At 45.9% G+C, this 23260-nt stretch carries 18 protein-coding genes; 11 read left to right on the top strand and 7 right to left on the bottom strand.

What is annotated here, in order from left to right; all coding sequences use genetic code 11:
- Window positions 1–270 precede the first annotated feature (270 nt).
- Window positions 271–747, bottom strand: coding sequence for a tryptophan-rich sensory protein (locus LEPBO_RS0126900; RefSeq protein ID WP_197693314.1), 477 nt, complete (start codon window positions 745–747; stop codon window positions 271–273).
- 530 nt (window positions 748–1277) lie between these two features.
- On the opposite strand from LEPBO_RS0126900, the gene LEPBO_RS0126895 reads away from it, so the two are divergent.
- The 7 genes from LEPBO_RS0126895 (at window position 1278) to LEPBO_RS0126865 (ending at window position 12315) form a co-directional block, all read left to right on the top strand.
- A complete protein-coding gene (locus LEPBO_RS0126895; protein WP_017290695.1) occupies window positions 1278–2141 on the top strand; it encodes an alpha/beta hydrolase in 864 nt (287 codons plus the stop codon).
- A 41-nt stretch (window positions 2142–2182) separates the two neighbouring features.
- Window positions 2183–4060, top strand: a complete 1878-nt coding sequence (locus LEPBO_RS38420) for an AMP-dependent synthetase/ligase (RefSeq protein ID WP_017290694.1) — start codon at window positions 2183–2185, stop codon at window positions 4058–4060.
- A gap of 20 nt (window positions 4061–4080) precedes the next feature.
- Window positions 4081–6327: a 3-hydroxyacyl-CoA dehydrogenase/enoyl-CoA hydratase family protein gene (locus LEPBO_RS0126885; protein ID WP_017290693.1), complete on the top strand. Its 2247-nt coding sequence runs from the start codon at window positions 4081–4083 to the stop codon at window positions 6325–6327.
- Between the two features lie 10 nt (window positions 6328–6337).
- Window positions 6338–7519, top strand: coding sequence for an acetyl-CoA C-acyltransferase (locus LEPBO_RS0126880; RefSeq protein ID WP_017290692.1), 1182 nt, complete (start codon window positions 6338–6340; stop codon window positions 7517–7519).
- A gap of 48 nt (window positions 7520–7567) precedes the next feature.
- A complete protein-coding gene (locus tag LEPBO_RS0126875) occupies window positions 7568–9997 on the top strand; it encodes an acyl-CoA dehydrogenase (protein ID WP_017290691.1) in 2430 nt (809 codons plus the stop codon).
- 345 nt (window positions 9998–10342) lie between these two features.
- Complete coding sequence (locus LEPBO_RS0126870) at window positions 10343–11041, top strand: 2OG-Fe dioxygenase family protein (RefSeq protein WP_017290690.1); 699 nt, start codon at window positions 10343–10345, stop codon at window positions 11039–11041.
- A gap of 14 nt (window positions 11042–11055) precedes the next feature.
- Complete coding sequence (locus LEPBO_RS0126865) at window positions 11056–12315, top strand: cysteine desulfurase-like protein (RefSeq protein ID WP_017290689.1); 1260 nt, start codon at window positions 11056–11058, stop codon at window positions 12313–12315.
- A 120-nt stretch (window positions 12316–12435) separates the two neighbouring features.
- Here LEPBO_RS0126865 and LEPBO_RS0126860 read toward each other — a convergent pair whose 3' ends face one another.
- The 5 genes from LEPBO_RS0126860 to hppD are packed head-to-tail and all read right to left on the bottom strand — an operon-like array spanning window position 12436 to window position 18725.
- Window positions 12436–13599, bottom strand: a complete 1164-nt coding sequence (locus LEPBO_RS0126860; protein ID WP_017290688.1) for a pyridoxal phosphate-dependent aminotransferase — start codon at window positions 13597–13599, stop codon at window positions 12436–12438.
- Complete coding sequence (locus LEPBO_RS0126855) at window positions 13578–15464, bottom strand: AMP-binding protein (protein WP_017290687.1); 1887 nt, start codon at window positions 15462–15464, stop codon at window positions 13578–13580. The genes LEPBO_RS0126860 and LEPBO_RS0126855 overlap by 22 nt, the downstream gene beginning before the upstream one ends.
- A gap of 12 nt (window positions 15465–15476) precedes the next feature.
- On the bottom strand, window positions 15477–16388 hold the full coding sequence (locus tag LEPBO_RS0126850) for a DUF3865 domain-containing protein (protein WP_017290686.1): 912 nt from the start codon (window positions 16386–16388) through the stop codon (window positions 15477–15479).
- A gap of 58 nt (window positions 16389–16446) precedes the next feature.
- On the bottom strand, window positions 16447–17604 hold the full coding sequence (locus tag LEPBO_RS0126845) for a homogentisate 1,2-dioxygenase (RefSeq protein WP_017290685.1): 1158 nt from the start codon (window positions 17602–17604) through the stop codon (window positions 16447–16449).
- Between the two features lie 29 nt (window positions 17605–17633).
- Window positions 17634–18725, bottom strand: a complete 1092-nt coding sequence (gene hppD / locus LEPBO_RS0126840; protein ID WP_017290684.1) for a 4-hydroxyphenylpyruvate dioxygenase — start codon at window positions 18723–18725, stop codon at window positions 17634–17636.
- 468 nt (window positions 18726–19193) lie between these two features.
- Here hppD and LEPBO_RS0126835 point away from each other — a divergent pair, with 468 nt between their 5' ends.
- Together LEPBO_RS0126835 and fahA are read left to right on the top strand one after the other, a co-directional pair.
- Entirely contained in the window at window positions 19194–20075 is an 882-nt protein-coding gene (locus tag LEPBO_RS0126835) for a hypothetical protein (protein ID WP_017290683.1), read from the top strand.
- A complete protein-coding gene (fahA, locus tag LEPBO_RS0126830; protein ID WP_017290682.1) occupies window positions 20072–21379 on the top strand; it encodes a fumarylacetoacetase in 1308 nt (435 codons plus the stop codon). Before LEPBO_RS0126835 ends, fahA begins: the two co-directional genes overlap by 4 nt.
- 7 nt (window positions 21380–21386) lie before the next feature.
- Here the strand turns inward: fahA and LEPBO_RS0126825 are convergent, their stop codons facing one another.
- Complete coding sequence (locus tag LEPBO_RS0126825; protein WP_017290681.1) at window positions 21387–21884, bottom strand: helix-turn-helix domain-containing protein; 498 nt, start codon at window positions 21882–21884, stop codon at window positions 21387–21389.
- Window positions 21885–22234: 350 nt separating this feature from the next.
- Between LEPBO_RS0126825 and LEPBO_RS0126820 the strand changes: the two genes are divergently transcribed.
- Complete coding sequence (locus LEPBO_RS0126820) at window positions 22235–22675, top strand: hypothetical protein (RefSeq protein ID WP_017290680.1); 441 nt, start codon at window positions 22235–22237, stop codon at window positions 22673–22675.
- A gap of 44 nt (window positions 22676–22719) precedes the next feature.
- A complete protein-coding gene (locus LEPBO_RS0126815; RefSeq protein WP_017290679.1) occupies window positions 22720–23232 on the top strand; it encodes a hypothetical protein in 513 nt (170 codons plus the stop codon).
- The last annotated feature ends 28 nt before the right edge of the window (window positions 23233–23260 follow it).

The raw sequence follows: 23260 nt of genomic DNA, 5'->3' as shown, positions 1-23260 counted from the left end.
TAAAGTTTGCGATCGCAGATTGCAAATGCCACATCTATCCTTTGCTCATTTTGAGCTATAGAAGAATTCTTGCCACTGCAAAGCGCGATCGAAGTTTTGCGGATCTGAATAATTTTGACAAACCAGTAGTTCACCACAATAAATCAGATAGGGAGATAAGAAACAATCTGAGCTTGGGTTTTCCCCATCTCCCCGCTCCGAAAAACGAATGCGCTTGATTACTAGGTTAAAGTTTAGCGGCAGGTTTACCGAGAGCAGAAAAAGCCGCATTCAAATAGAGTCTGGATTGAGTTCAATTAATTCCCGCGTTGCATAAGTTCCGATCGGACTCCAAACCAGGTAAGGCACCAGCAGCAAAGCAGCCTGCACATTGATCAAAGCAACCACCACCATAAGCAGAAGTCCCAAACCAACCCCGACTCCGCCTAAAACTGTCCCGATCGCTAAGCTCTGAAGCCTCAACGTTAAAGGAATATAAGCCACAGTGACAATTTCTAACAGCAAGTACCCAAGCATCAAGAGCCAAGTGTTGAATGTGCCTGGTGATTGCTGCCAGACTAAAATTGCAGATCCTGCGCCGCAAGCAAACACAATTGTCCAAATGATAGGAATTGCTGGCTCGATGACTGCTAACCACTGGGGAAGCTCTAGTCGCCTTACCCACCCTAAATCTTGACGCGGTCGAAACAAAAAACTCCCTAATGAAACGAAGAAGGTAACACCTGCAATAATCATCCAAGATTTCATAGCCATTCTGCTCCTAGCTGTATCCTGCAATATTAGACTGCAAGTCCTTTGAGATTTCTCATACTTGAGAATGGGAATTCCATACTTAGGTAGCAATTTACTTACTTCCAATCTGAGTTCTGGATCAGAAAAGGCATTGCAGATGATTGTTAAAAATTAACTCAGGAACTTGATGGTCACTCTCAAAATTACTAAAGTGAAGTTAAGCATCCTACAGCAATCTTATTCCATTTGTAAAATTCGGAAAGATGGGGAGCAAAATGAATCCTCACTTTCTCTAATTTCACAGATGGTTTAGAATTGCGACATAAGCAATGTTGGAGGAATATAAACGTGCAGAACGCAAACTGCGCTCGATATTGCAGCCGTTGAAGTTGAATCGTAACATTCAATTTAATTCATCTAAATTTACTTAGTTTTTCTAGAGAGGGAGCGCTCTAGCAGCAATGTTAGGTAATTGCTTCATCTCTAATGGGATCGCTTTTCTCTTCATCTACAAAGCGACGGGTTAGATAAGGATTATTAAATCTATGAAACATCGAGAAGGAACTCTTGCCGGATGGCAGGGGATGAATCTTCATTATCAAAGTTGGCATCCTGACGAGCCGAGTCAGGCAGTTGTTACATTAGTGCATGGCTTAGGTGGATATAGCAATGTATTTCAGAATGCAGTGGAGTATTTAGTACCGCAAGGCTATGAAGTCTATGCCTTCGATTTACGAGGGCATGGACGTTCAGCAGGACAACGAGGACATATCAATGCGTGGGCGGAGTTTCGAGAAGACTTACGCCTCTTTTTACGCTTTGTACGATCGCAGCGAACCAGTTGCCCGATGATTCTATGGGGGCATAGTTTGGGCGGTACGATCGTGCTCGATTATGTTCTACGATCGCCCGATGAAATTCAGGGCTTGATTGTCACAGCACCTGCATTGGGAAAAGTAAAAATCTCGCTCGTGAAGTTAGCGCTCGGTCGAATCATGTCGCGGACTGTCCCACGATTTAGCTTACGTTTGGGTCTTCGTCACCTCGGAGCGAGCAATCCAATCGTTGAAGCGTATCTCAACGATCCGCTGCGACATGACTATGCCAGTGCACGACTCGCAACGGAATACTTTTCGACGGTTCGCTGGATTTATCGTCATGCAGCCGAGTTAAACATTCCGCTGCTGATTATGCACGGAAGTAGCGACCACGTGACGCTACCCGAAGGCAGCCGTTTATTCTTCCAGCAAGTTATCTTCCCAGATAAAGAGCATCGGGAATATCCAGGAAACTATCACGATCTGTATATGGATGCCGATTGTGAGCTAGTATTCTCAGATCTCAAAGACTGGTTGAAACGGCACTTGATTGGCGCAAAAACGTGTCAGCCGTTGATTATTGAAGCTTAATTTACCTATGGAGGAGAAGAATTGGATTCTTCTTGCGATCGATGTTTGGAGTTAAGGAACTCACTCAACGTGATCACCCGGCATCTCTGCTCGGACGGACTTTGCCCTCGTTGTTAGAAGAAGCTTGCGCACTACGCCCGAATGCCACTGCATTGAATCAATGGACAGAAGCAGGCTGGCGATCGCTCTCAAATCAAGAATTTCGCACAAAAGCGGAAATCTTAGCATTGGGATTCTTAAATTTGGGATTGGTACATGGCGATCGCGTGGCATTGTTGATGCCAAGCGATGTCAACTTTGCGATCTCTGATATGGGTTGTTTGGTAGCAGGGTTAGTCGATGTGCCGATTGATCTAACCCAAACGCTGGAGACCATTGTTTTAGTGATAGAACAGAGCGGTTCAAAGGCATTGATTGTTGCAAATCTCGATCTACTAGAGCAAGTTTTACCTTATGTAGAGCACGCATCTGATCTGAAGTACATTCTGATCGCAGATGTGCCCGAAGATTGGCGATCGAGCAATCCGCAACTCATCTACTCAATTGAGCAAGTTAGCCAGATTGCCGATTCTGACAGCCAAGTACAGGAGCTTTACCAGAAACTTTCTCCCCAAGATTTGGCAACCCTAGTTTATGTACCCGGAGAGGATGGGCAATGGCTCGGAGCCATGCTAACGCATGAGAATCTCTCAGGAAATGCCTTAGCTGCCTTTGCAAGCTTATCTCGGCTGCATTGGGGTGCAGAGGACATTGTTCTTTCGTTTTTGCCTCTAACTCACGTATTTGCTCGATGTTTGCTCTATGGGCATTTCTACTACGGGCATACGATTTATTTTTCAAGTGCGAACCGGGTGTTTAAGCATCTTAAAGAAGTTCAACCCACGATTCTAGCAACTGTGCCGCTTCTATTGGAGAGACTTTATAGCAAAACAATGGATCAGGCAGAGCGATTAACGTCTAGGCGAGAACGAATCGCACTTGCAGTGACGCTGTGGTTTGCAAAACGGCATAAATTAGGGCATTCCAGAACAGATGCGCTGCTGCAAAAATTCGTGACTCGGTTTGGATTGTCGCAGTGGCGATCGCTGTTTGGCAATCGATTGAAGTATGTGCTTTGTGGTGGGGCTGCTTTGAAGCCGGAATTAGTTGCAGTGTTTGCAGCAGCAGGTCTTGACATCTATCAAGGGTATGGATTGACGCAGGCAAGTGCGATCGTAAGTTGTAATCGCGATCGCGCCAATCGAGCCGGAACTGTTGGGAAACTCATCGAAGGTGTAGAAGTTGCGATCGCGCCGGATCAGGAAATTCTCGTGCGGGGAGCTTATGTGATGCGCGGCTATTATCAGAATGCTGAGGGAACTGAAGCTGCGATCGATGAGCAAGGCTGGCTCCATACTGGGGATTTGGGTGCGCTTACAGCAGATGGTTTTTTGCAGGTGACAGGACAGAAGAAAGCACTGTTTAAGCTAGCAAGTGGAAAATATATCGCACCGCGTCCCATTCAGGCGCGCTTAAAAGCGTCGCCGTTGGTGAAAGATGCGATCGTTGTGGGTGCAGGGCAAAAGGGGTGCGGAGCATTGATTGTTCCAAATCTTGAGGCATTGCGGAATTTGAGGCTAGCAGACGATGATGTGACGTTGCTGAAACATCCTTGTGTGCAGTCGCTCTATCAATTGATCGTCGATGAAGCAAACTGCCATCAGCCTTACTGGGCGGCTGTGAAGCGATTTCGCTTGACAGATGAAGCAGCATTCGGAACTAATCTCACGAAAGAAATTCATCTGTTATACAGTGAAAGTAAGACTCCGCTACAAGACGCTTCAGACTTCGATCTTCAAGAACTAGAATGTCCAGTTCTTCCGGTTGAAGCTTGTCCAACCTTTGCTCAATCTCTTCATCCTCGGTTTACAACCTCCTAGCAGAGAGGACTCTAACAGTTATGTTTAAACCATTTCAAACCGTAGCAGTATTAGGCGCAGGTGTGATGGGAAGCCAAATTGCAGCACATCTAGCAAATGTGGGGCTAACGGTTCACCTCTTAGACATTGCATCTCCGACCGGATCTAAGAATGATTTAGTCGAAAGTGCGTGGAAGAAAGCCCTGAAACTATCGCCACCGATTCTATTTACCGAGAAAGTTGCAAGGCGGATCACGCTTGGTAACTTTGATGAACATCTCGATCGACTTCGCCAAGCGGATTGGATTATCGAAGCAGTCGTTGAGGATTTACAGATTAAGCAACAGTTGATGGAGTGTTTAGAATCGATCATTCAGCCTGAGACGATTGTTTCTACCAACACAAGCGGCATCCCGATTCGTTGGATTGCAAAAGGGCGATCAGAATCATTCCGCAAGCGATTTTTAGGAACGCACTTTTTTAATCCGCCTCGCTATCTCAAACTGCTGGAACTCATTCCAACTCAAGATACAGATGCAGCCGTTCTCGATCGCGTGAAATGGTTTGGCGAGAGGTACTTAGGCAAGGGCATTGTCATTGCTAAAGATACGCCAAATTTCATTGCCAATCGGATTGGCATATTTGTGACTTTGCTGGGAGTCAAAGCTTGGGCTGAACAAGGCTATTCGATCGAGGAAATTGATACCTTGACCGGAACGCTGATCGGAAGACCAAAATCTGCAACGTTTCGGACAGCCGATTTAGTCGGGTTAGATACCTTGATAGCAGTTGCCGACCATCTCTATCAAGCTGTACCTAACGATGAGCATCGCGAGATTTTTCAAATTCCAGATGTGCTGCGAAAAATGGTAGCAAACGGGATGTTGGGTGCAAAAACCAAACAGGGATTTTATAAAAAGCAACAGAGACAGATTTTGTCCATCAATCCGAAAACGTTTGCTTATGAAGCAGCACAGCCTTTGAACTTGGGTGAACTTGATGCGATAGCAGCTTTACCTTTACGCGATCGTATCCGCGCTCTTTATGCAAGTTCTGGACGAGCAGGCGATTTCTTCCGGCAAACGACACTCGAAATGCTGAACTATAGCGCCCACCGAGTTCCCGAAATTGCAGATGATCCGCAGGATATTGATCTAGCAATGCGTTGGGGATTTGGTTGGGATATGGGGCCGTTTGAACTTTGGGATGTCCTTGGGGTTGAAACGGTGTTAGCCGATATGCAAGCAGCAGAAATGTCTGTCCCTGCTTGGGTGAAACAATCTTTCTATCCAAGTGTCACGGCTGAGGAAGAGAAAGCAGTTTGGAAAAATGCTGAAGCTGCGTTGCTAGAGATGGGCGATGGTGTATTGCTGTACGAATTTCGCTCGAAAGGCAATACTTTAAGCAATAAAGTACTTGAAGGATTTGCAGCAGCACTCTCGATTCTAGAGACGAGCGATTACAAAGGATTAGTCATTGGAAACAAGAGCGATCATTTCTCAGGCGGTGCGAACCTTGCAGAAATGGGAATGATTGCACAGTCTGGGGATTGGAACGCGATCGCAACACTCATCTCAAATTTTCAAGAACTCCTCCAACGAATTCACTATTTCCCGAAACCAATTGTCGCAGCCATTCAGGGGCGCGTTTTGGGTGGCGGATGTGAGTTAGTGATGGCTTGTCCGAAAATCGTCGCAGCGGCTGAAACCTACATTGGACTCGTAGAAGTTGGAGTAGGGCTGATTCCGGGTGCAGGTGGGTTGATGCGGATGGCAAGTCGAGCCGCAGAACGAGCCGCAACCGAAACGCCAAGCCATGTTCTACCTTTCTTGAGAACTGCGTTTGAAACGATCGCAATTGCCAGGGTTTCGAGCAGTGCAGTCGAGGCGCAAGCTTTAGGATTTTTGCCTTATGACGCGCGAATTTTGATCAGTGGGGAACACCGATTAGAAGTTGCGAAAGCAGAAGTCTTACATCTCGATCGCATTGGTTATGTTCCCCCGCCTCAGAACAATTCGATCTTCGTATTAGGGCAAGCGGGACGAGCAGCATTAGAACAGATTGCTTATGTCTATGAGCAAGGCGGATTTGCGAGTGCGTACGATCGCTATCTAGCATCTCGGCTGGCATTTGTATTAACAGGTGGAGAACTCACTGCTCCTGCCTTGGTGTCTGAGGATTATCTACTGCAACTCGAACGAGAATCATTTGTGCCGTTGTTAAGACAGGAAAAAACTCAAGCACGAATGATGCACTTGCTCAAAACCAAAAAGCCGCTCCGGAATTGAGGAAAAGACCATGCAAGAAGCTTACATTGTTAGTAGTGTCAGAACCGCGATCGGTAAAGCACCCCGTGGAAAGCTGCGGAATATGCGCTCAGATGATTTAGGTGCGATCGCGCTAAAAACTGCACTCGAAAAAGTTCCCGATCTCGATGTCAATCAAATTGAAGATGTGATTTTCGGCTGTGCGTTTCCCGAAGCAGAGCAAGGTATGAATTTAGGACGGGTGATTGCTGAACGTTCTGGATTGCCTGACTCTGTTGCAGGTGCAACTGTGAATCGATTCTGTGCTTCTGGATTACAAGCGATCGCAATGGCGCATCAAGCCATCATTACTGGACAGGCGGATGTGATGGTTGCGGGGGGTGCGGAATCGATGAGTTTGATTCCGATGGGCGGACATGATATGTTACCCAACCCAACGCTGGTCGCGGAAATGCCGCAGCTCTATTGCACGATGGGAGCAACAGCGGAAACAGTGACGCAACAGTATGACATTTCCCGTGCGGATCAAGATGCCTTCGCTTTGCGATCGCATCAACGAGCGATTCAAGCCATCCAATCGGGGCGATTTAACGATGAGCTAGTTCCCGTTCCCATTCGCGAAACCCTCTACGCTGATGGTAAACCTCAGGTCGTGGAAAGTATTGTCAAAACCGATGAAGGCCCCAGATCAGATACCAATTTAGAAGCGCTCTCGAAGTTACCTGCGGTGTTCCGAGTCGGCGGATCAGTCACAGCAGGAAACTCTTCTCAAATGTCAGATGGTGCAGCAGCAACAATTTTAGTCAGTGAGACAAAGCTAAAAGAGTTCAATCTACAGCCCTTGGCGCGAATGCTAGGATTCGCAGTAGCAGGCGTTCCTCCTGAAATTATGGGCATTGGACCCGTCGTTGCAGTTCCGAAAGTTCTACAGCAAGTGGGACTGCGTTTAGAAGAGATTGGCTTAATTGAACTGAATGAAGCATTCGCCGCGCAATCGTTAGCTGTCATTCGGAAGCTTGGGCTGAATGAGGAAATTGTGAATGTGAATGGTGGTGCGATCGCGTTAGGACATCCTTTGGGATGTACAGGAGCGAGGGTGACAGCAACGCTGCTGCATGAGATGAAACGTCGCGGGATTCGGTATGGATTGGCAACGATGTGTGTGGGTGGAGGAATGGGAGCGGCGGCAGTGTTTGAGAATTTGATGCGTTAAAAGCAGACTTCGAGTTCTGTGTTCAATGAGTTTTTAGGAGAATGAGCGATGTTGCTTCTCTTACAATTGACGATTTTGAGTCTCGTACTGCTGACGTTAGGATTTATCGGTGTGTCGCTCTGGATTTGGCTCATCTACGGCGCGATCGTACTCTTCACGTTGCAATCACCCATCTGGCTCTGGAGCCTATACGCTGCGATCGGGCTAGTTCTAGCAATCCCTCAAATCCGGCGACAAGTGCTTACAAAGCCCATTATGAAGGTCATTCGGGTGCCAAAAATTTCGGAGACTGAGCGAGCAGCCATTAATGCTGGAACAGTGTGGGTCGAAGGGGAATTCTTCTCGGGTGTTCCAGATTTTGAGCGAATGAATCAGGCAGCTTATCCAGAAGTCACACCTGAATTGCAGACCTTTCTAGATGAGCAGGTCGAACAGGTCTGTCGAATGGCAACAGACTGGGAAATTCAGCGTCATAAAGATTTGCCGATCGAAGTATGGCAATATCTCAAGCAAGAACGATTCTTTGGCATGATGATTCCTGTCGAGTATGGCGGCTTGGGCTTCTCGAACTTTGCCTATAGCACTGTTATGGCAAAGCTTGCTTCACGATCGTTTATTCATACTGCAACTGTTGGAGTTACAAACTCTCTTGGCCCCGCTAAGCTTTTGCTCAATTATGGAACTTCAGAACAAAAAGAATACTACCTACCTCGACTCGCAAGCGGTGAGGAGATTCCTTGCTTTGCCTTAACAGAGCCAACTGCTGGATCAGATGCCGCAAGTATCACAGCTAAAGGAATCGTATTTCGAGACGACGATGGCAAACTCATGGTGCGGTTGAATTTCCGCAAACGCTATATTACTTTGGGCGCGATCGCAACTTTAATCGGGCTTGCCTTTAAGCTATACGACCCCGACAATTTACTCGGCAAAGGTGAAGATGTTGGCATTACCTGTATTCTGATTCCCGCGAATACAGAGGGCATGATTCTCGGAAAACGGCATGATCCGATGGGAGTTCCCTTCTACAATTCTCCTGTGGAAGGGCAAGACGTAGTTGTTTCCGTCGATCAAATCATTGGAGGAGTAGAGCAAGCAGGACAAGGCTGGAAGATGCTGATGCAAGCGTTAGCGGCTGGACGAGGCATTAGTTTTCCGGCAAGTTGTACAGGTGTTGCGAAGTTAGTTGCTCGCGTTACAGGAGCTTATGCCAAAGTCAGACAGCAATTTGGCAGTTCGATCGGTCGATTTGAAGGTATTGAAGAACCCCTGGCTCGAATTGGCGGACTCACTTATGTGCTCGATGCGGCTCGAATCTATACTGTTGGTGCAGTCGATGCGGGTGAAAAACCTGCGGTCGTTTCTGCGATCGCAAAATATCAATTCACAGAAACGACTCGAAAACTTGTGAATGATGGCATGGACATTTTGGGCGGTTCAGGTATTTGTCGCGGACCGAGAAATCTACTCGCAAACTTCTACACTGCAATGCCGATTCCGATTACAGTTGAAGGCTCGAACATTCTCACCCGCACGCTGATGATCTTTGGGCAAGGTGTGATGCGCTGCCATCCTTATCTCTATGCAGAAGTAATGGCGATTGAAACTGGAGATGCGATCGCATTCGATCAGGCTTTGTGGAAGCACATTGGATCAATATTCCGAAATACGTTTAGAACACTATTACTGAGCCTATCACGCGGCTATCTTGCATCTGTCCCAGGGAACAAGTCCACGAAGCGCTACTATCAAAAGCTCGCTTGGTCTTCTGCAATGTTCGCATTCCTCACCGATTTCCTATTGATTCGGTTTGGCGGAGCGCTGAAACGACAGGAAAAACTAACAGGAAGACTTGCAGATTGGTTGTCATGGATGTATCTAAGTATTGCAACATTAAGACGATTTGGGGCAGAAGGATACAAGGCAGAGGATTTAATCTTTGTCCAATGGGCGATGAACTATAGCTTTGCTCAAATGCAACAAGCGTTAGAAGGAATTCTCGTCAATCTGCCGATTCCTAGCATTGCTAAATCCATTCTCCTAAGCCTTGTGAGAATCAATCCACTCGGCACGCTCCCAACTGATACACAGGGAAGTCGCGTAGCACAAGCCTTACAGACGACAGGAGAAGAACGAGAGCACTTAACGTCTGGCATCTACCTTCCGAAGCATCCCGATGAAGCCTTGGGACGCTTAGAGCAAGCGCTCAAGCTCTGTGAACAGGCTGAAGCGGTCATGAGCAAGGTTAAGCAAGCAATCCGAGCCGGACAGTTACCTCAAGGAAAGGTAGAAACATCGATTGAGGCAGCATTGAAGACTGAAGTGATCACGAAAGCAGAAGCAGACTTACTTCGAGCAGCAGAATCTGCACGATTCGATGCAATTCAGGTCGATGCCTTCACGCTCCAGGAGTATCAAGGCAATGGGTTACAGGTGCCGCAGTTCTCAACAATCCTTGCTCAGAAAAATGTCACCTGAGTTCCAAATCATAGACGGTTGAAGAGGAACTATCCCAAATTACTCTGACCAATGAGAGATATTCGCTAGGGATCGACAATCCTATCAAAACATCATTACAATAGTACGTAGACAGACATCATCAAACCTCTAACTCAACATGGTTTCTGTATGATGTTTTGTAACTAACGCTGCATTGTTTAATCTGTCAACTTAGCTGTTGTCAGCGATCGCTATCAAACACCCTCATGTTTTTAGATGAGAAGTAACTGGAGTATGGTGCTCTCATAGTATTTCTAATTCAGCGATTTGCTGACAACCAGTCAATTGATGGAGCTACTCGTTTGACTGAAATGAGAAAATCAAATGCTAAATCTATCTAAACTACAAGAATTCATTAAGCCAGAGGCGGATTGTCTGGCTAGTTATGTTTTAGAGATGTTAACCGCGATCGAGGTTGATAAGTTCCGACCATCGTTCGCTCATCTTCCAAAAGATCCCTACTTAGAAGGTAACTATCGATTTAGGCGGCTCTCTCACTTCAAGATTGTAGGAGATCGATTAATCAAGTTACCTCACCGTCGGTTATTCCAGAGCAGGCAATACAATCCATTATTAGGCGACGTAGTTCGAGAGTATTCTGAGCTAGATGATGAGTTAATTCAGCTAGAAGAGTTTCAACGATTGGTTTGGGAGTTTTTCCAGTTTTGCCAACTGTGTTCGACTTCCCAAGAGATTGGAGTGCATCAGATTCGCACCACTGCATCTCCTCACCAATCTGGTAATCCTGCACCAGAGGGAATCCATCGAGATGGGGTCGATGTGGTTGGCATTTTCTCAGTCGATCGCAACAAAATCGAGGGGGGTGAAACTCATCTTTATCAATCAAAAGACGACAAGCTTCCAGCATTTACCAAAGTCTTAAATCCAGGAGAACTTCTCGTCTTTAGGGATGCTCAATACTTTCACTACACATCACCAGTCAATGTGCTTACAAATGAACAAGGAACTAGAGATGTGTTTGTTTTAACCTGCCCAGGGCTATTCCCGCCTAATGAGAATTGAGTTTGGAGCGTCCTATGACTATTTTTGATCTAGACTGGATTCGCGCCCAATTCCCCGCTCTGCGTCAAGAAATGAATGGGCATCCAGTCGCATTTTTGGATGGACCCGGCGGGACTCAAGTTTCGCAGGGAGTAATTGATGCGATCGCGAACTACTTCACTACGTCGAATTCTAATTTGCACGGAGCTTTTGCGACCAGCGTACGAACTGAGGCTCTAGTCGAACAAGCACGACTAGCAGTTTCGGATTTTCTAGGCTGCGATCGTGATGAAGTTGTGTTTGGAGCCAACATGACGACGCTGACGTTTGCAATTAGTCGATCAATTGGTCGAGAATTGCAGCCTGGGGATGAGATTGTTGTGACAACGCTTGATCACGATGCCAATGTCGCGCCTTGGTTAGCACTTCAAGAACGAGGTGTCATTGTTCGCATAGTTGATATTCATGAGAGCGACTGCACTCTGGATATGCTGGATTTAGAACATCAGATCACGGAACGCACAAAGCTAGTCGCGATCAGCTATGCCTCAAACGCAGTTGGTACGATCAACGATGTTAAAAGAGCAGTTCAACTCGCTCATGCTGTAGGAGCATGGGTATTTGTTGATGCAGTTCACTATGCACCTCATGGGTTGATTGATGTTCGATCGCTAGACTGTGATTTCCTCGTTTGCTCTGCCTACAAATTTTTTGGACCGCATGTTGGCATTTTCTACGGCAAACGAGAGCATTTAGCTCGTCTACAGCCTTACAAGCCTCGCCCTGCTCCTGAAGAAGTTCCATTTCGATGGGAAACCGGAACACAAAACTTTGAGGGACTGGCAGGAGTTGTAGCCACGATCGAGTATTTAGCTGAGTTAGGGAGACACGTTTCACCGATCGTTACCAATCGGCGGAGTGCCCTTGCTGCTGCAATGCAAGCAATTCAGAACCATGAGCGATCGCTGTCTGAATATTTGATTCCTCATTTGCTCGAAATTCCTGGAGTGACGCTCTACGGCATCACGGAGCGATCGCAATTGAACTGGCGTACGCCGACATTCGGACTTCGTATTGCTGGCTATTCTCCTGCTGAAATTGCAAAAATATTAGGCGATCGCGGTATTTTTGCCTGGAATGGAAACTTCTATGCTCTGAATCTCACTCAACGGCTCGGAATTGAGAAAAGCGGAGGACTGGTGCGAATTGGCTGCACTCACTACAACACGATAGAAGAAATTCAGCGCTTGCTGCATACGCTGCATGATGTCGCTCAGCCGAGTGTCGTAGCGTGAGCAGATACAGCTTGATTTGTAAGGTCTTGCAAGTTGGGGGAATAGGGGACATATCCTTTACTCCCCCTTTTACGAACATTTAGGATGACTAGAGACGCTAAAAGCCTTGAATGCAGAGAGTTACAATTTCATGACTGCTGCGCGCATTCGGTCGATCGCGACTTGAAGATTTTCTAACGAATTCGCATAAGAAATTCTGAGATAGCCATCGCCAAATTTGCCAAAGGCTGTGCCTGCTAGGAGTGAAACGCCTGCTTCATTGAGAAAGTAATCTGCTAGTTCATTGCACGACAAAGGTAAATCTTTCACATTTGGAAAGACATAGAATGCACCCGCAGGCTTGAGGCAATGAATTCCTTCGATCGCGTTTAAACCATCAACGATCGTATCTCGTCGGTGCTTGAACTCAGCGACCATTTGATTGACAAAATCTTGTGAGCCTCGCAGCGCTTCGATGCCAGCCATCTGAGTAAAGGCGCAAGTACAAGAGTTGCAATTAATCATCAGACGAACGATTCCCTCAACAAGATGTTTAGGAATCACACCATAGCCAAGCCGCCATCCTGTCATTGCATAAGTTTTAGAATAACCATCGAGTAGAATAGTACGAGCTTTCATCCCAGGAAATTGAATCAGGCTAATATGTTTACCTTCATAAAGAATTCGAGAATAGATTTCATCAGAGAGAACATAAAAATTATGTCGATCGGCAAGTTCTGCGATCGCTGCTAAATCTTCAGCTTGCAATAATCCTCCTGTAGGATTTTGAGGAGAATTGAGAATGAGTAAGCGAGTTCGAGCAGAGATTGCATTGATCAAATCATCTAAATGAAAGCGAAATCCGACTTCTTCGCGAAGTGGTAAAGGAATGCCTTGAGCACCCACAAAATTGATCACCGATTGGTAAATCGGAAAGCCTGGATCTGGGTAAATTACCTCATCGCCTTCATTGACTAACGCCATGAGCGTAAAGAAGATAATCGGCTTAGCTCCAGGCGTAACCACAACTTCGTCTGGATGAATTTCAACATTTCTGGTGGTTGAAATATGTTCAGCGATCGCTTCTCGCAATGCGAGCAATCCCGCTGCCGGAGTATAGCCCGTATAGCCATCTTTCATCGCCCGGAATGCTGCTTCACAAATCGGAAATGGCGTAGGGAAGTCGGGTTGCCCAATTTCTAGATGAATAATCGATCGTCCTTGAGCTTCTAGCCGTTGTGCTTTGGCAAAAACATCAAAAGCAGATTCTGTTCCTAATCGACTCATGCGTTCTGCAAGTTCCATGCGGTACACCTCTTTGAATGAATTGTGTTGAATTGATCGCGCAGAACTCGCCGCATGACTTTATTCGATGAAGTGCGAGGCAAAGCTTCTACAATCACCAAGTCACAAATTTTGAATAACGGATTGAGGCGTTGAGCGATCGCGATTTGTAACACTGCTTTGAGTTCTGCTTGTGTTTTCTGTAGGTTCGGCTCAACAACGGCATACACAACAAGCTGGCTCGGTCCACCTTCAGAAGAGACGATGCCTTGGCTATGGTACGGAGTGCTAATCGCTGCGGTTTCACGAATGCCTACAACCGTGTTTAGCACTTGTTCAATCTCTGCTGAACTGATTTTAATTCCACCCAAATTCATGGTGTCGTCCGCCCGACCGCCCATCTGATAGTAACCATTCGGCAATCGCTTCAGATAATCCCCATGCCGACGCAAAGACGATTGATCAAGTCCGTCAGCAAAATAGATCTGATGATGGTCTTTATTCAACAACTCTGTAGACAGCCCGATCGAAGGTGGAATGATAAAAGCTTCTCCTTCATCTGCGGAATGACCATCAGCATCTAGAATTGTAAAATCTAAGCCTAGCGCAGGTGTTGTAAAAGTTGCTGGAATACAAGGCTGAACAAGAGTGCCCGTGATGTAAGCTCCGCCAATTTCTGTCCCACCACAGTATTCAATCACTGGCTTGTTGCTCGCAAGAGACATTAAATACTGCATATCTTGAGAATTCGAGCATTCGCCTGTCGAACTAAAAGCTTTAATCGCGCTCCAATTCAATTCCTGCATACAATTCGTCGTTTTCCAAACTCGGACTAAACTCGGTACAACACCCAAGATAGTAACCTGAGCAGCTTGGATAAATTGACCATATTCTCGCGTCGTCGGTGCGCCATCATAAAGCGCGATCGTAGCTCGGTTCATCAAGCTTGCAAAGATCAGCCAAGGTCCCATCATCCAGCCTACATTGGTTGACCAAGCAACGACATCGCTCGGATGGATATCTTGGTGCAAATGCCCATCAACTGTACATTTGATCGGTGTTGTTTGTGTCCAGGGAATGGCTTTAGGCTCTCCGGTTGTGCCAGAAGAAAACAGGATATTAATATGGGCTGTGGGAGACATAGGAACCGCATCAAAGATCTCATTCGGACTGAGAAAATCACTCCAAGTTAAGTCGCAAGATCGCAATTCAACCGTTGAAGCTGAGTGTTGAGAAAGTACGATCGCTTTTGGAGCATTCGCTTCAATAACCTTGCTATAAAGCGGTAACTGCTTTCCACCCCGACAAATGAAGTCCTGAGTAAAAATTGCTTTAGTGTTCGCGATATGTAATCGAGTCGCAATTTCAACTGCTGCAAAACTATCCGCGATCGACACAACAACACAACCCGCTTTGATAATTCCTAAGTAAATTGCGACAGATTCAGCCGTCATCGGCATCGCGATCGCAATTGCATCACCAGGCTGAAATCCTAATTCGACTAAGCTATTTGCAACCCGATTCGTAAGTGACTGTAATTGCTTGTAAGTCCAAGTGTGCAGCGAACCGCCTTCTGATTGAAACACGATCGCGGTTTTATCTTCACTAGCTTGAAAACAGCTTTCAACAATATTTAATCGAGCATTCACAAGCCATTGCGAAAACTCTACACCCTGTGATAAATCAACAATCTGCGTATACGGCTCCTGAAAACGAATTCCAAGCCGTTGAATCATCACATCCCAGAAAGCTGCACGATCGCGAATTGACCAAGAATGCAGATCTGCATAGGTGTGAATCTTCAAATCCTGCATCAGTGCTGCAATATTCGTTGCCTGAATTTGTTCGATTGATGGAACCCAGACAGGAGAGAGTTCTTGGTGCATGGTTGCTTCCTCTCAATGAGTGCGATCGTGCTCTAACCCATTCCAAAAAACAGCGATCGCATCTAGAATTTGTTGTCCTCCCTGAATGAATTTAGTGCGATCGAACTCTGGCTTGAAGTACACGGCTTCGAGTTCCTCTAACGTATGTTCTGCATGTTGAGCTTCCACACGATTATGCCAAGTAAAGAATGCTAAATGCAGAGAGGGATGCCGAGTTTGCTTGATGCGCGTCAACCCATCTTCTAGCTCTTGCCAGAACCCTGCTGCTGCCCAATTTTCAACTGCAAAGCTAGCACCTTCCGCTACATTCGGATCATCACTGCCATAGAGCCGTTGCAATTCATCACAGAAATGTAGTGTGGCAGGACTACCGTGCTTACGTTGCCCAATCTCCTCATAGTGCAAGCCAATTCCTTCTGCAACCGTTGCTAACCATTCAAAATGAGCAGCCCGAAAGCGACAGATTCCACCATCAACCGTTCCTTCTGTGCTGACCACTTCAGGATCACCTTCTCGATCTTTTTCCTCCTCTGTTTTAACGGTTTGAGCATTGTCTGTCCCTTGCAACTTGCGATAAATCACACCTAGCTCATTTAGTAAAACCTCGCGGCTTGCTCGTGATTGTTGAAGCGTTGGAGAGTTAATGACTTTCAACAATGCTGCAATCAGAAATTGATTCGAGAACACAGAGAACTGACGAATAAAATACCGTAATTGCTCATCTGTAGCTTTGCCTGCTTGAAACCAGCGTGTATAAGCGTTATCTGTGATAATCGGATGCCGCAAAAAGTCGCACTCAACTTGTTGAAGAAAGTCCTGAAAGTCATCAACTTGTTGTTGAGTTAATTTCCCCTGATGCAAGCGCTCCTGAATTCGATCGGAGATCGATAAATGTGTCGAGAGAGTAGTGAGAACCGGAGACATAGAGAGAGTGTCCTTCTTGTGAAACAAACCTGGCTATGAAACGAACCTGAGATTGCCCTCAAGCAGCCCAACTGTAGGGATATTGCATATCTTCTAGCTCCACTGCTTGTCGAGTCAGTTTTAGCGGACGAAACGTATCGATCATGACAGCAAGTTCATCCGTGCGCTCTTTACCGATCGAGCCTTCGTACATGCCGGGATGTGGCCCATGCGGAATGCCGTTCGGATGTACTGTCATCGACGATCGCTCAATCCCCTTACGAGACATAAAATTGCCCTCAACGTAGTAGAGCACTTCATCCGAATCGACATTGGAATGATTGTAGGGCGCAGGAATGGCGAGCGGATGGTAGTCAAACAACCGAGGAACAAACGAACAAATGACAAACCCCGGCGCTTCAAAGGTCTGATGTACAGGCGGTGGTTGATGAATTCGCCCAGTCACGGGTTCAAAATCAGCAATGTTAAAAGCATAAGGATAAAGATAGCCATCCCAACCTGTCACATCGAGCGGATGATGATGATAAAGATAGGTCGTAATGCGATCGCGCGCCTTAACTCGCACTTCAAACTCACCCATCTCATCGTGAGGAGCTAAAGTTTCGGGTGGGCGCAAATCTCGTTCACTGTAAGGTGCATGTTCTAGGAATTGCCCATATCGATTCAGATACCGAGCAGGCGGCTCAATATGTCCTTGAGCTTCGATGACTAACATGCGCTGAGCCGTACTACTATCCGGCAGAATTCGCCACATCACTCCAGTTGGAATCACCAAATAATCGCCCGGATGATAGTGCAGTTCACCGTACTGGCTTTCTAGTAAACCACTCCCTTCATGAATAAAGATGACTTCATCCCCATGAGCAAATCGATACCAATACGACATTGGCTCTGTCGGTTGTGCGACTGAAATACAGACCTCTCCATTTGCCATCAGAGGAATGCGAGATGAGATCGCATCTCCTTCACTCAATGCTTTCTGAGTCCGAAAATGACGATGACGCAGTGCCCCAACCTCTTCAAACTCAAGCGCGATCGTTTGCTCCAGAAACACCTTATAAACTTGCGTTGGCGGGTACAAATGATAGAGCAGCGATTGAATACCCGTAAAGCCGCGAATCCCCATCAATTCTTCGTGATAGAGTGAACCATTTGACGCACGAAATTGGGTATGTCGCTTGTGGGGAATTGTACCGAGCCGATAATAGTACGTCATTGCTGGATACCGTGAGTTCTAACTTCTGCCTAGAGATTTCCTCGCAGGGCTTGTTCACGTTCGATCGCCTCAAATAAAGCTTTGAAATTGCCTTCACCAAAGCTTTGAGCACCATGACGCTCAATGATTTCAAAGAACAAAGTCGGACGGTCTTCAACAGGCTGTGTAAATATTTGGAGTAAATAACCCTCCTGATCGCGATCGACTAAAATTCCGAGTTCTGCTAGCCGATCAATCGATTCATTAATCTTGCCAACTCGTGTTTCTAAATCTTCGTAGTAGGAGCGTGGGACATTCAGAAACTCAACGCCTGACTGTTTGAGTTTTGTAACCGTCTCTACAATGTTGTGAGTTGAGTAAGCAATATGCTGCACTCCCGCCCCTTGATGAAATTCCAAATACTCCTGAATCTGCGATTTTCCTTTTCTTAAAGCAGGTTCATTAATCGGGAGTTTAATCTTACCAGAGCCATCTTGCACCACTTTCGACATCAATGCTGAATACTCAGTCGAAATCGCCGCATCATCAAAGCCAACCAACAACTGAAAGCCCATTGTGTCAGCAAAAAACTTCACCCAATGTTCCATTTCACCTTGTTCAACATTGCCAACAATATGATCAATGGTTTGAAGCCCTGCGTCATGATTTGGTAGCGCTGAATGTCGAGCTTGAAACTGGGGTGCAAAAATGCCTCGATAGTTCTGTCGATCGACAAACTTGAGAAGTACATCTCCATAGATGTGAATCGCTGCATAGTGCAGAATTCCTGTTTCGTCTTCTGCAAGAGTTGGCGGTATTGCAGCGATCGCTCCTCGCGTAGTTACATGTTGATAAGCATCCACAACATTCGGCACTTGCACAGCAATCACAGCGACATGATCGCCGTGCTTCAACACACTCTGAGCAATCGGATGATCAGAATTCAGCGCTGTACTGAGAACTAATCGAATTGCGCCTTGCTGCATGACATACGAAGCAACTTTGCGACTCCCTGTTTCTAAGCCCCGATACGCTATGTTTGTGAATTGAAAGAACGTTTCATAAAAACTTGCTGCCTGCCTTGCGTTGCCAACATAAAACTCAAGGTGATCAAAACATAAAATAGAAAATAACTCAGCCATTAGGTTCCTCCTTAGTAGAGGAAAGGTAAATAAAATTAGCCCCTCTCAGCCGAGAAGAATGCATCAAGAGCCTTACTCTTACATACAAGCCCTGTAGAGAAGCAGACAAAACGCCTGAAAGCCCCTTCGCTTCACTTGCCTGTGATTGGAAGTGACAGGCGGAACAATGCAAAGAACTTTAACAGTCAATGAGGTCAAGAACCAGTGACGCCTAAAGTAGCTAGAAAGAATCAAGAAGAAGTTGTGAAAATTTGTGAATCTGATAGATAGCTACCCAACGGGTTTGAAGCGCTGTTTAGGATAGAGTTCCTGAGGCTTCTCAAAATCAGTTACTAGAACCAATCTGAGAAGCCATAATTAGATTATAGATTTAACTTTTCAGAATTGCTAATCACAAGGATAGATTTAAGAGAATGCTGAAGACATACATCAAATCTTCAAGTTGCTGATTAAAGGAGGTATCACCGAGTGTTAACGTCGCTCAAACAACTTCTCACACGGATTGTAGACTATGCCGGACTCTTTCCCCCTGCACAGCTAAGCTTACCTGAAGCAATAAATATTTACGATCGTGCTCACGCTTCTCCACATTGCTGGATGCTCGATCGCTTCGTCTTGCCTGCTGCTCGCCTTCTAGAGTTCATCAAGCTTTTACCTTCTGAGAATGCCGCTTCATCTCAGCCCTACTCATTAAGCGTGATTGTGTCTAGAAACTGGCGATCAGACTTGGAGCAGACATATCAACTCACTAAAACAGAGCCTTCTATTCGTATTAGTGCCTTAGAATTTGCCCCACTCTCACCTATTGAGATGCAGTCGATCAGGCTAGAAATACCGACTGAAGTAGATACTTTTTTTGAAATTCCGTTTAATGTTGATTTAGAACCCTATCTGGATATTCTGCACCAAATCGGAGCAGGCGCAAAGTTGCGAACAGGCGGTATCACGAGCGATGCATTTCCTAATAGTACGCAACTGGGACAACGCATCTTATCCTTAGCAAATGCTAGAATTCCCTTCAAGGTAACGGCTGGATTACATCATGCCATACGAGGTCATTGCTTCACTGATGCTTTGAACAGAACTTCTACAACAATGCACGGCTTTTTGAATGTTGCGATCGCTTCAGCTTTTGCCTATCAACAAGCTATCCCACTGAATGAAGTTGTGGCAATCCTTGAGGAGTCGTCGATCGATGCATTCCAACTGAGCGATATCGAAATTGGCTGGCATGAGTTCTCGCTTCCAAGATCAGCGATCGAGTATTCTCGACAGCAATTCTTTCGATCGGTCGGTTCTTGTTCTTTTGAAGAACCAATTCATGACCTTTATAACTTGAAACTTTTATGACCTGCGCGATTGATTTTACTCACGATCCAAATTTGCGGAGTTGGGTTCACTCTGCAAATCAAGCCGACACTGATTTCCCAATTCAGAATCTTCCTTTTGGAATATTTCAAGCCCAAAATCGTTCTGAAACACCGCATATTGGTGTTGCGATCGGCGATCAAATTCTCGATCTCATGGCTTGCCAGAAACTTGGGCGACTTGAGGAACTACCAGAAGCTCTGCAAGCTGCCTGCTGTGCTTCGACCTTAAACTCATTGATGGCGATGGGGAAGCCAGCCTCGTTACGCCTGCGCCATCATCTCAGCCAATTACTTCGTGTCGGACAAGCTCCCGATAGCAGAATCCTTGTTTCGATGTCAGACGCACAATTGCTTTTGCCTGCCACGATCGGCGATTACACAGATTTCTACGCTTCTATTTTTCACGCAACCAATGTGGGTAAGCTATTTCGCCCCGACAATCCCCTACTGCCGAACTATAAATATGTCCCGATCGCGTATCACGGACGAGCATCATCCATTGTTCCAACTGGCACTTCAATCAAACGTCCCCACGGTCAGCAGAAACCAGCAAATCGCTCAACTCCGACATTTGCCCCGACTCAAATGTTGGACTACGAGCTTGAAGTCGGTTGCTTTGTGGGAAAAGGAAATGACTTAGGAGACACCATCTCGATCGATCAAGCAGAAGACCACTTATTCGGCTTATGCCTCGTAAATGATTGGTCGGCGCGAGACATTCAAGCTTGGGAATACCAGCCCCTTGGTCCTTTTCTGTCTAAAAGCTTTGCCACTACACTCTCTCCCTGGGTTGTGACGATGGAAGCTCTTGCTCCATTTCGAGGCACTGCATTTACAAGGTCAGTCGATGATCCGCCAATTCTGCCTTATCTCATGTCATCTTCTAATCAAAGTACAGGTGGGATTTCCATAAAACTAGAAGTCATGTTGTCTTCTGCAAAAATGCGTCAAGAGAACATCGCCCCCTTGCGTCTAAGTCAGAGCAACTTCCAACATATGTATTGGACAGTGGCACAAATGCTCACCCATCATGCGAGTAATGGCTGCAATCTTCGCCCTGGAGATTTATTTTCTAGCGGAACAATTTCAGGCAATGAAACAGGGACTCAAGGCTGCTTGTTAGAACTCACGCAACGAGGAACACAGCCGATCACGCTTCCAACGGGAGAAGTGCGATCGTTTCTAGTCGAAGGAGATGAAGTTACGCTTCAGGGCTATTGTGAAGAAAAGGGGTACGTCAAGATTGGGATGGGTCAATGTCAGGGCAGGATTGCGCAAACTTAATAGTAAATTAAATCGTTGTCTTCTGCTTTCTAGGAATATTTCGAGCTAAAAACTGCCGCTTCACAATTTCATAAGCTTGTTTGTAAATCTGGAAGTCTGTCGGTTTTTCGATCTCTGGCACACTTCGAGTCACGGTATGAAATGCTTGGACGATCGCATTCAATCCAGCGATCGCATCTTCTTGAGGAATCACGATGTGAACTGAATCTTTACTAAATTTCGTGGCATACTCAAGAGCACTGCGCCTCGCAAGTTTCTCGATTTTATTTTCGTGAACCAGCCGTGCAACTTCAGTCAGATCCACTCCAATAATCCGAGCAATGCGATTTGCTGTGCGTTCATCAGGATTGCTTTCTTTGCGACAAATCCAGCCAAGTCCTGCTCTTGAAATGTTCACATCTCTCGCAAGTTGGCTCATGTTAGTCTGCGGATTTTTTTCGAGATAATTTAAAACTAAAATTCCGAATGCTGAACATTCTTCCAAACGAAGCTTTAATGGGTTCATGACTAAACCATATCGCTTTAAGCGCAGGGGATTTACTTCATACAGTAGGTCGAAGATTTTTCATACTCATCTATCGATTGTTAGACATAAACTGAATCATTAATTGCCTCGTAGAAAAACCCCAAGAGGTAGACTGACTTGCAACCTCAGACGGGTGAAATCAGCTGAGCAACATCTTTACTCTTAAGCAAAAGTAGAGCATTTACTTTAGAAGTTAGGACATGCCCTATGGCACTTCATTAGGAAAGTTGTCCAGATCTCCACCATTCGGAAAGATTTTGCAGACAGATTCTTCACCCAGAGTTTTGTCCGCATGACTTCGATATCCACTTATTACTCAGGAGGATACCGTGAACGTTTTTCAACACAGTCGCAAGGTTCTCGCAACCATTGCGCTCGTTTTCGTTGTGCTATTTACCACTGCATGTAGTGCTGCAACTGCTAAAGCACCTCCAACCAATGTTTCTGCACCCATTACCCGCAGTTATAGCCAGCTTGAACGCGGCAATTCAGGAGTAGGACAAGATTTTGGCAACTGGGTTGTGACGACCAGCAAAGGCTTGATCAAAGATGCCTACGTGCGCGACAACAATAAATTAGGGGTTGTGATTTCTTCACAGGTGCGTCCGACCGAAGTCAAAGATCTGACTCGATCGCTGACGCAAGGATTTCATAAAAACTTTCCCAATCAAGATCTCACGGTCTTAGTTTATGCCCCGGACAAGCAGTTGATTCTGACGGCTCAGTATGATCAACAGTCCAACAAGATTCAATATCAGTCTGCAAGTTAGTAACGTATCTACAGTATTTAGTGATTTGACCAGGAGAAATGATCATGTCGAGTAGTGACGCTTATAAGCGCCAAGTCATGCAAGATTTGGCGGGTGGAAATACCGAGAGCATTGACGAAGAAAGCACTTCACAGAACTATCAAAATTTTGATGATTTTGCTCAACGATCGACAAGAGATGAACGTCATCAGATCTTTAGCCGTTCTTTCAATCCAAATCAGGTGCCCTCAAGCCAGATGGAACCCGAACTGCAAAAAGCGATCGCGCAAATCAAACCCAATGAGCGAGATGATGTGGCGCGAGAATTTTTCAGCCATCTTAAGAAACGCGGCATTCACGATCGCGATTTAGAAAAGCAACTTGGACTATCGACCCATCACCCAAGTCGCATGAGTGCAGATGATGTCAGTAAACTGGCTGCCTTTGTGTATCACAATTACCCGGATATTTTTCATGACGTGTTAGCCGATCAACCTGCATTGGTGAAATTCCTGAGTAATCCGGTTGTCGGTGCTGCCTTTGGTGCGATCGCAGCAAAATGGTTAGGTCATCGGTAAATTCAGAACTGAATCCGTTCTGTTCGAG

It is taken from the genome of Leptolyngbya boryana PCC 6306, assembly GCF_000353285.1.
GTDB lineage: Bacteria > Cyanobacteriota > Cyanobacteriia > Leptolyngbyales > Leptolyngbyaceae > Leptolyngbya > Leptolyngbya boryana.
This window is presented reverse-complemented; position numbering and strand designations above follow the sequence as displayed.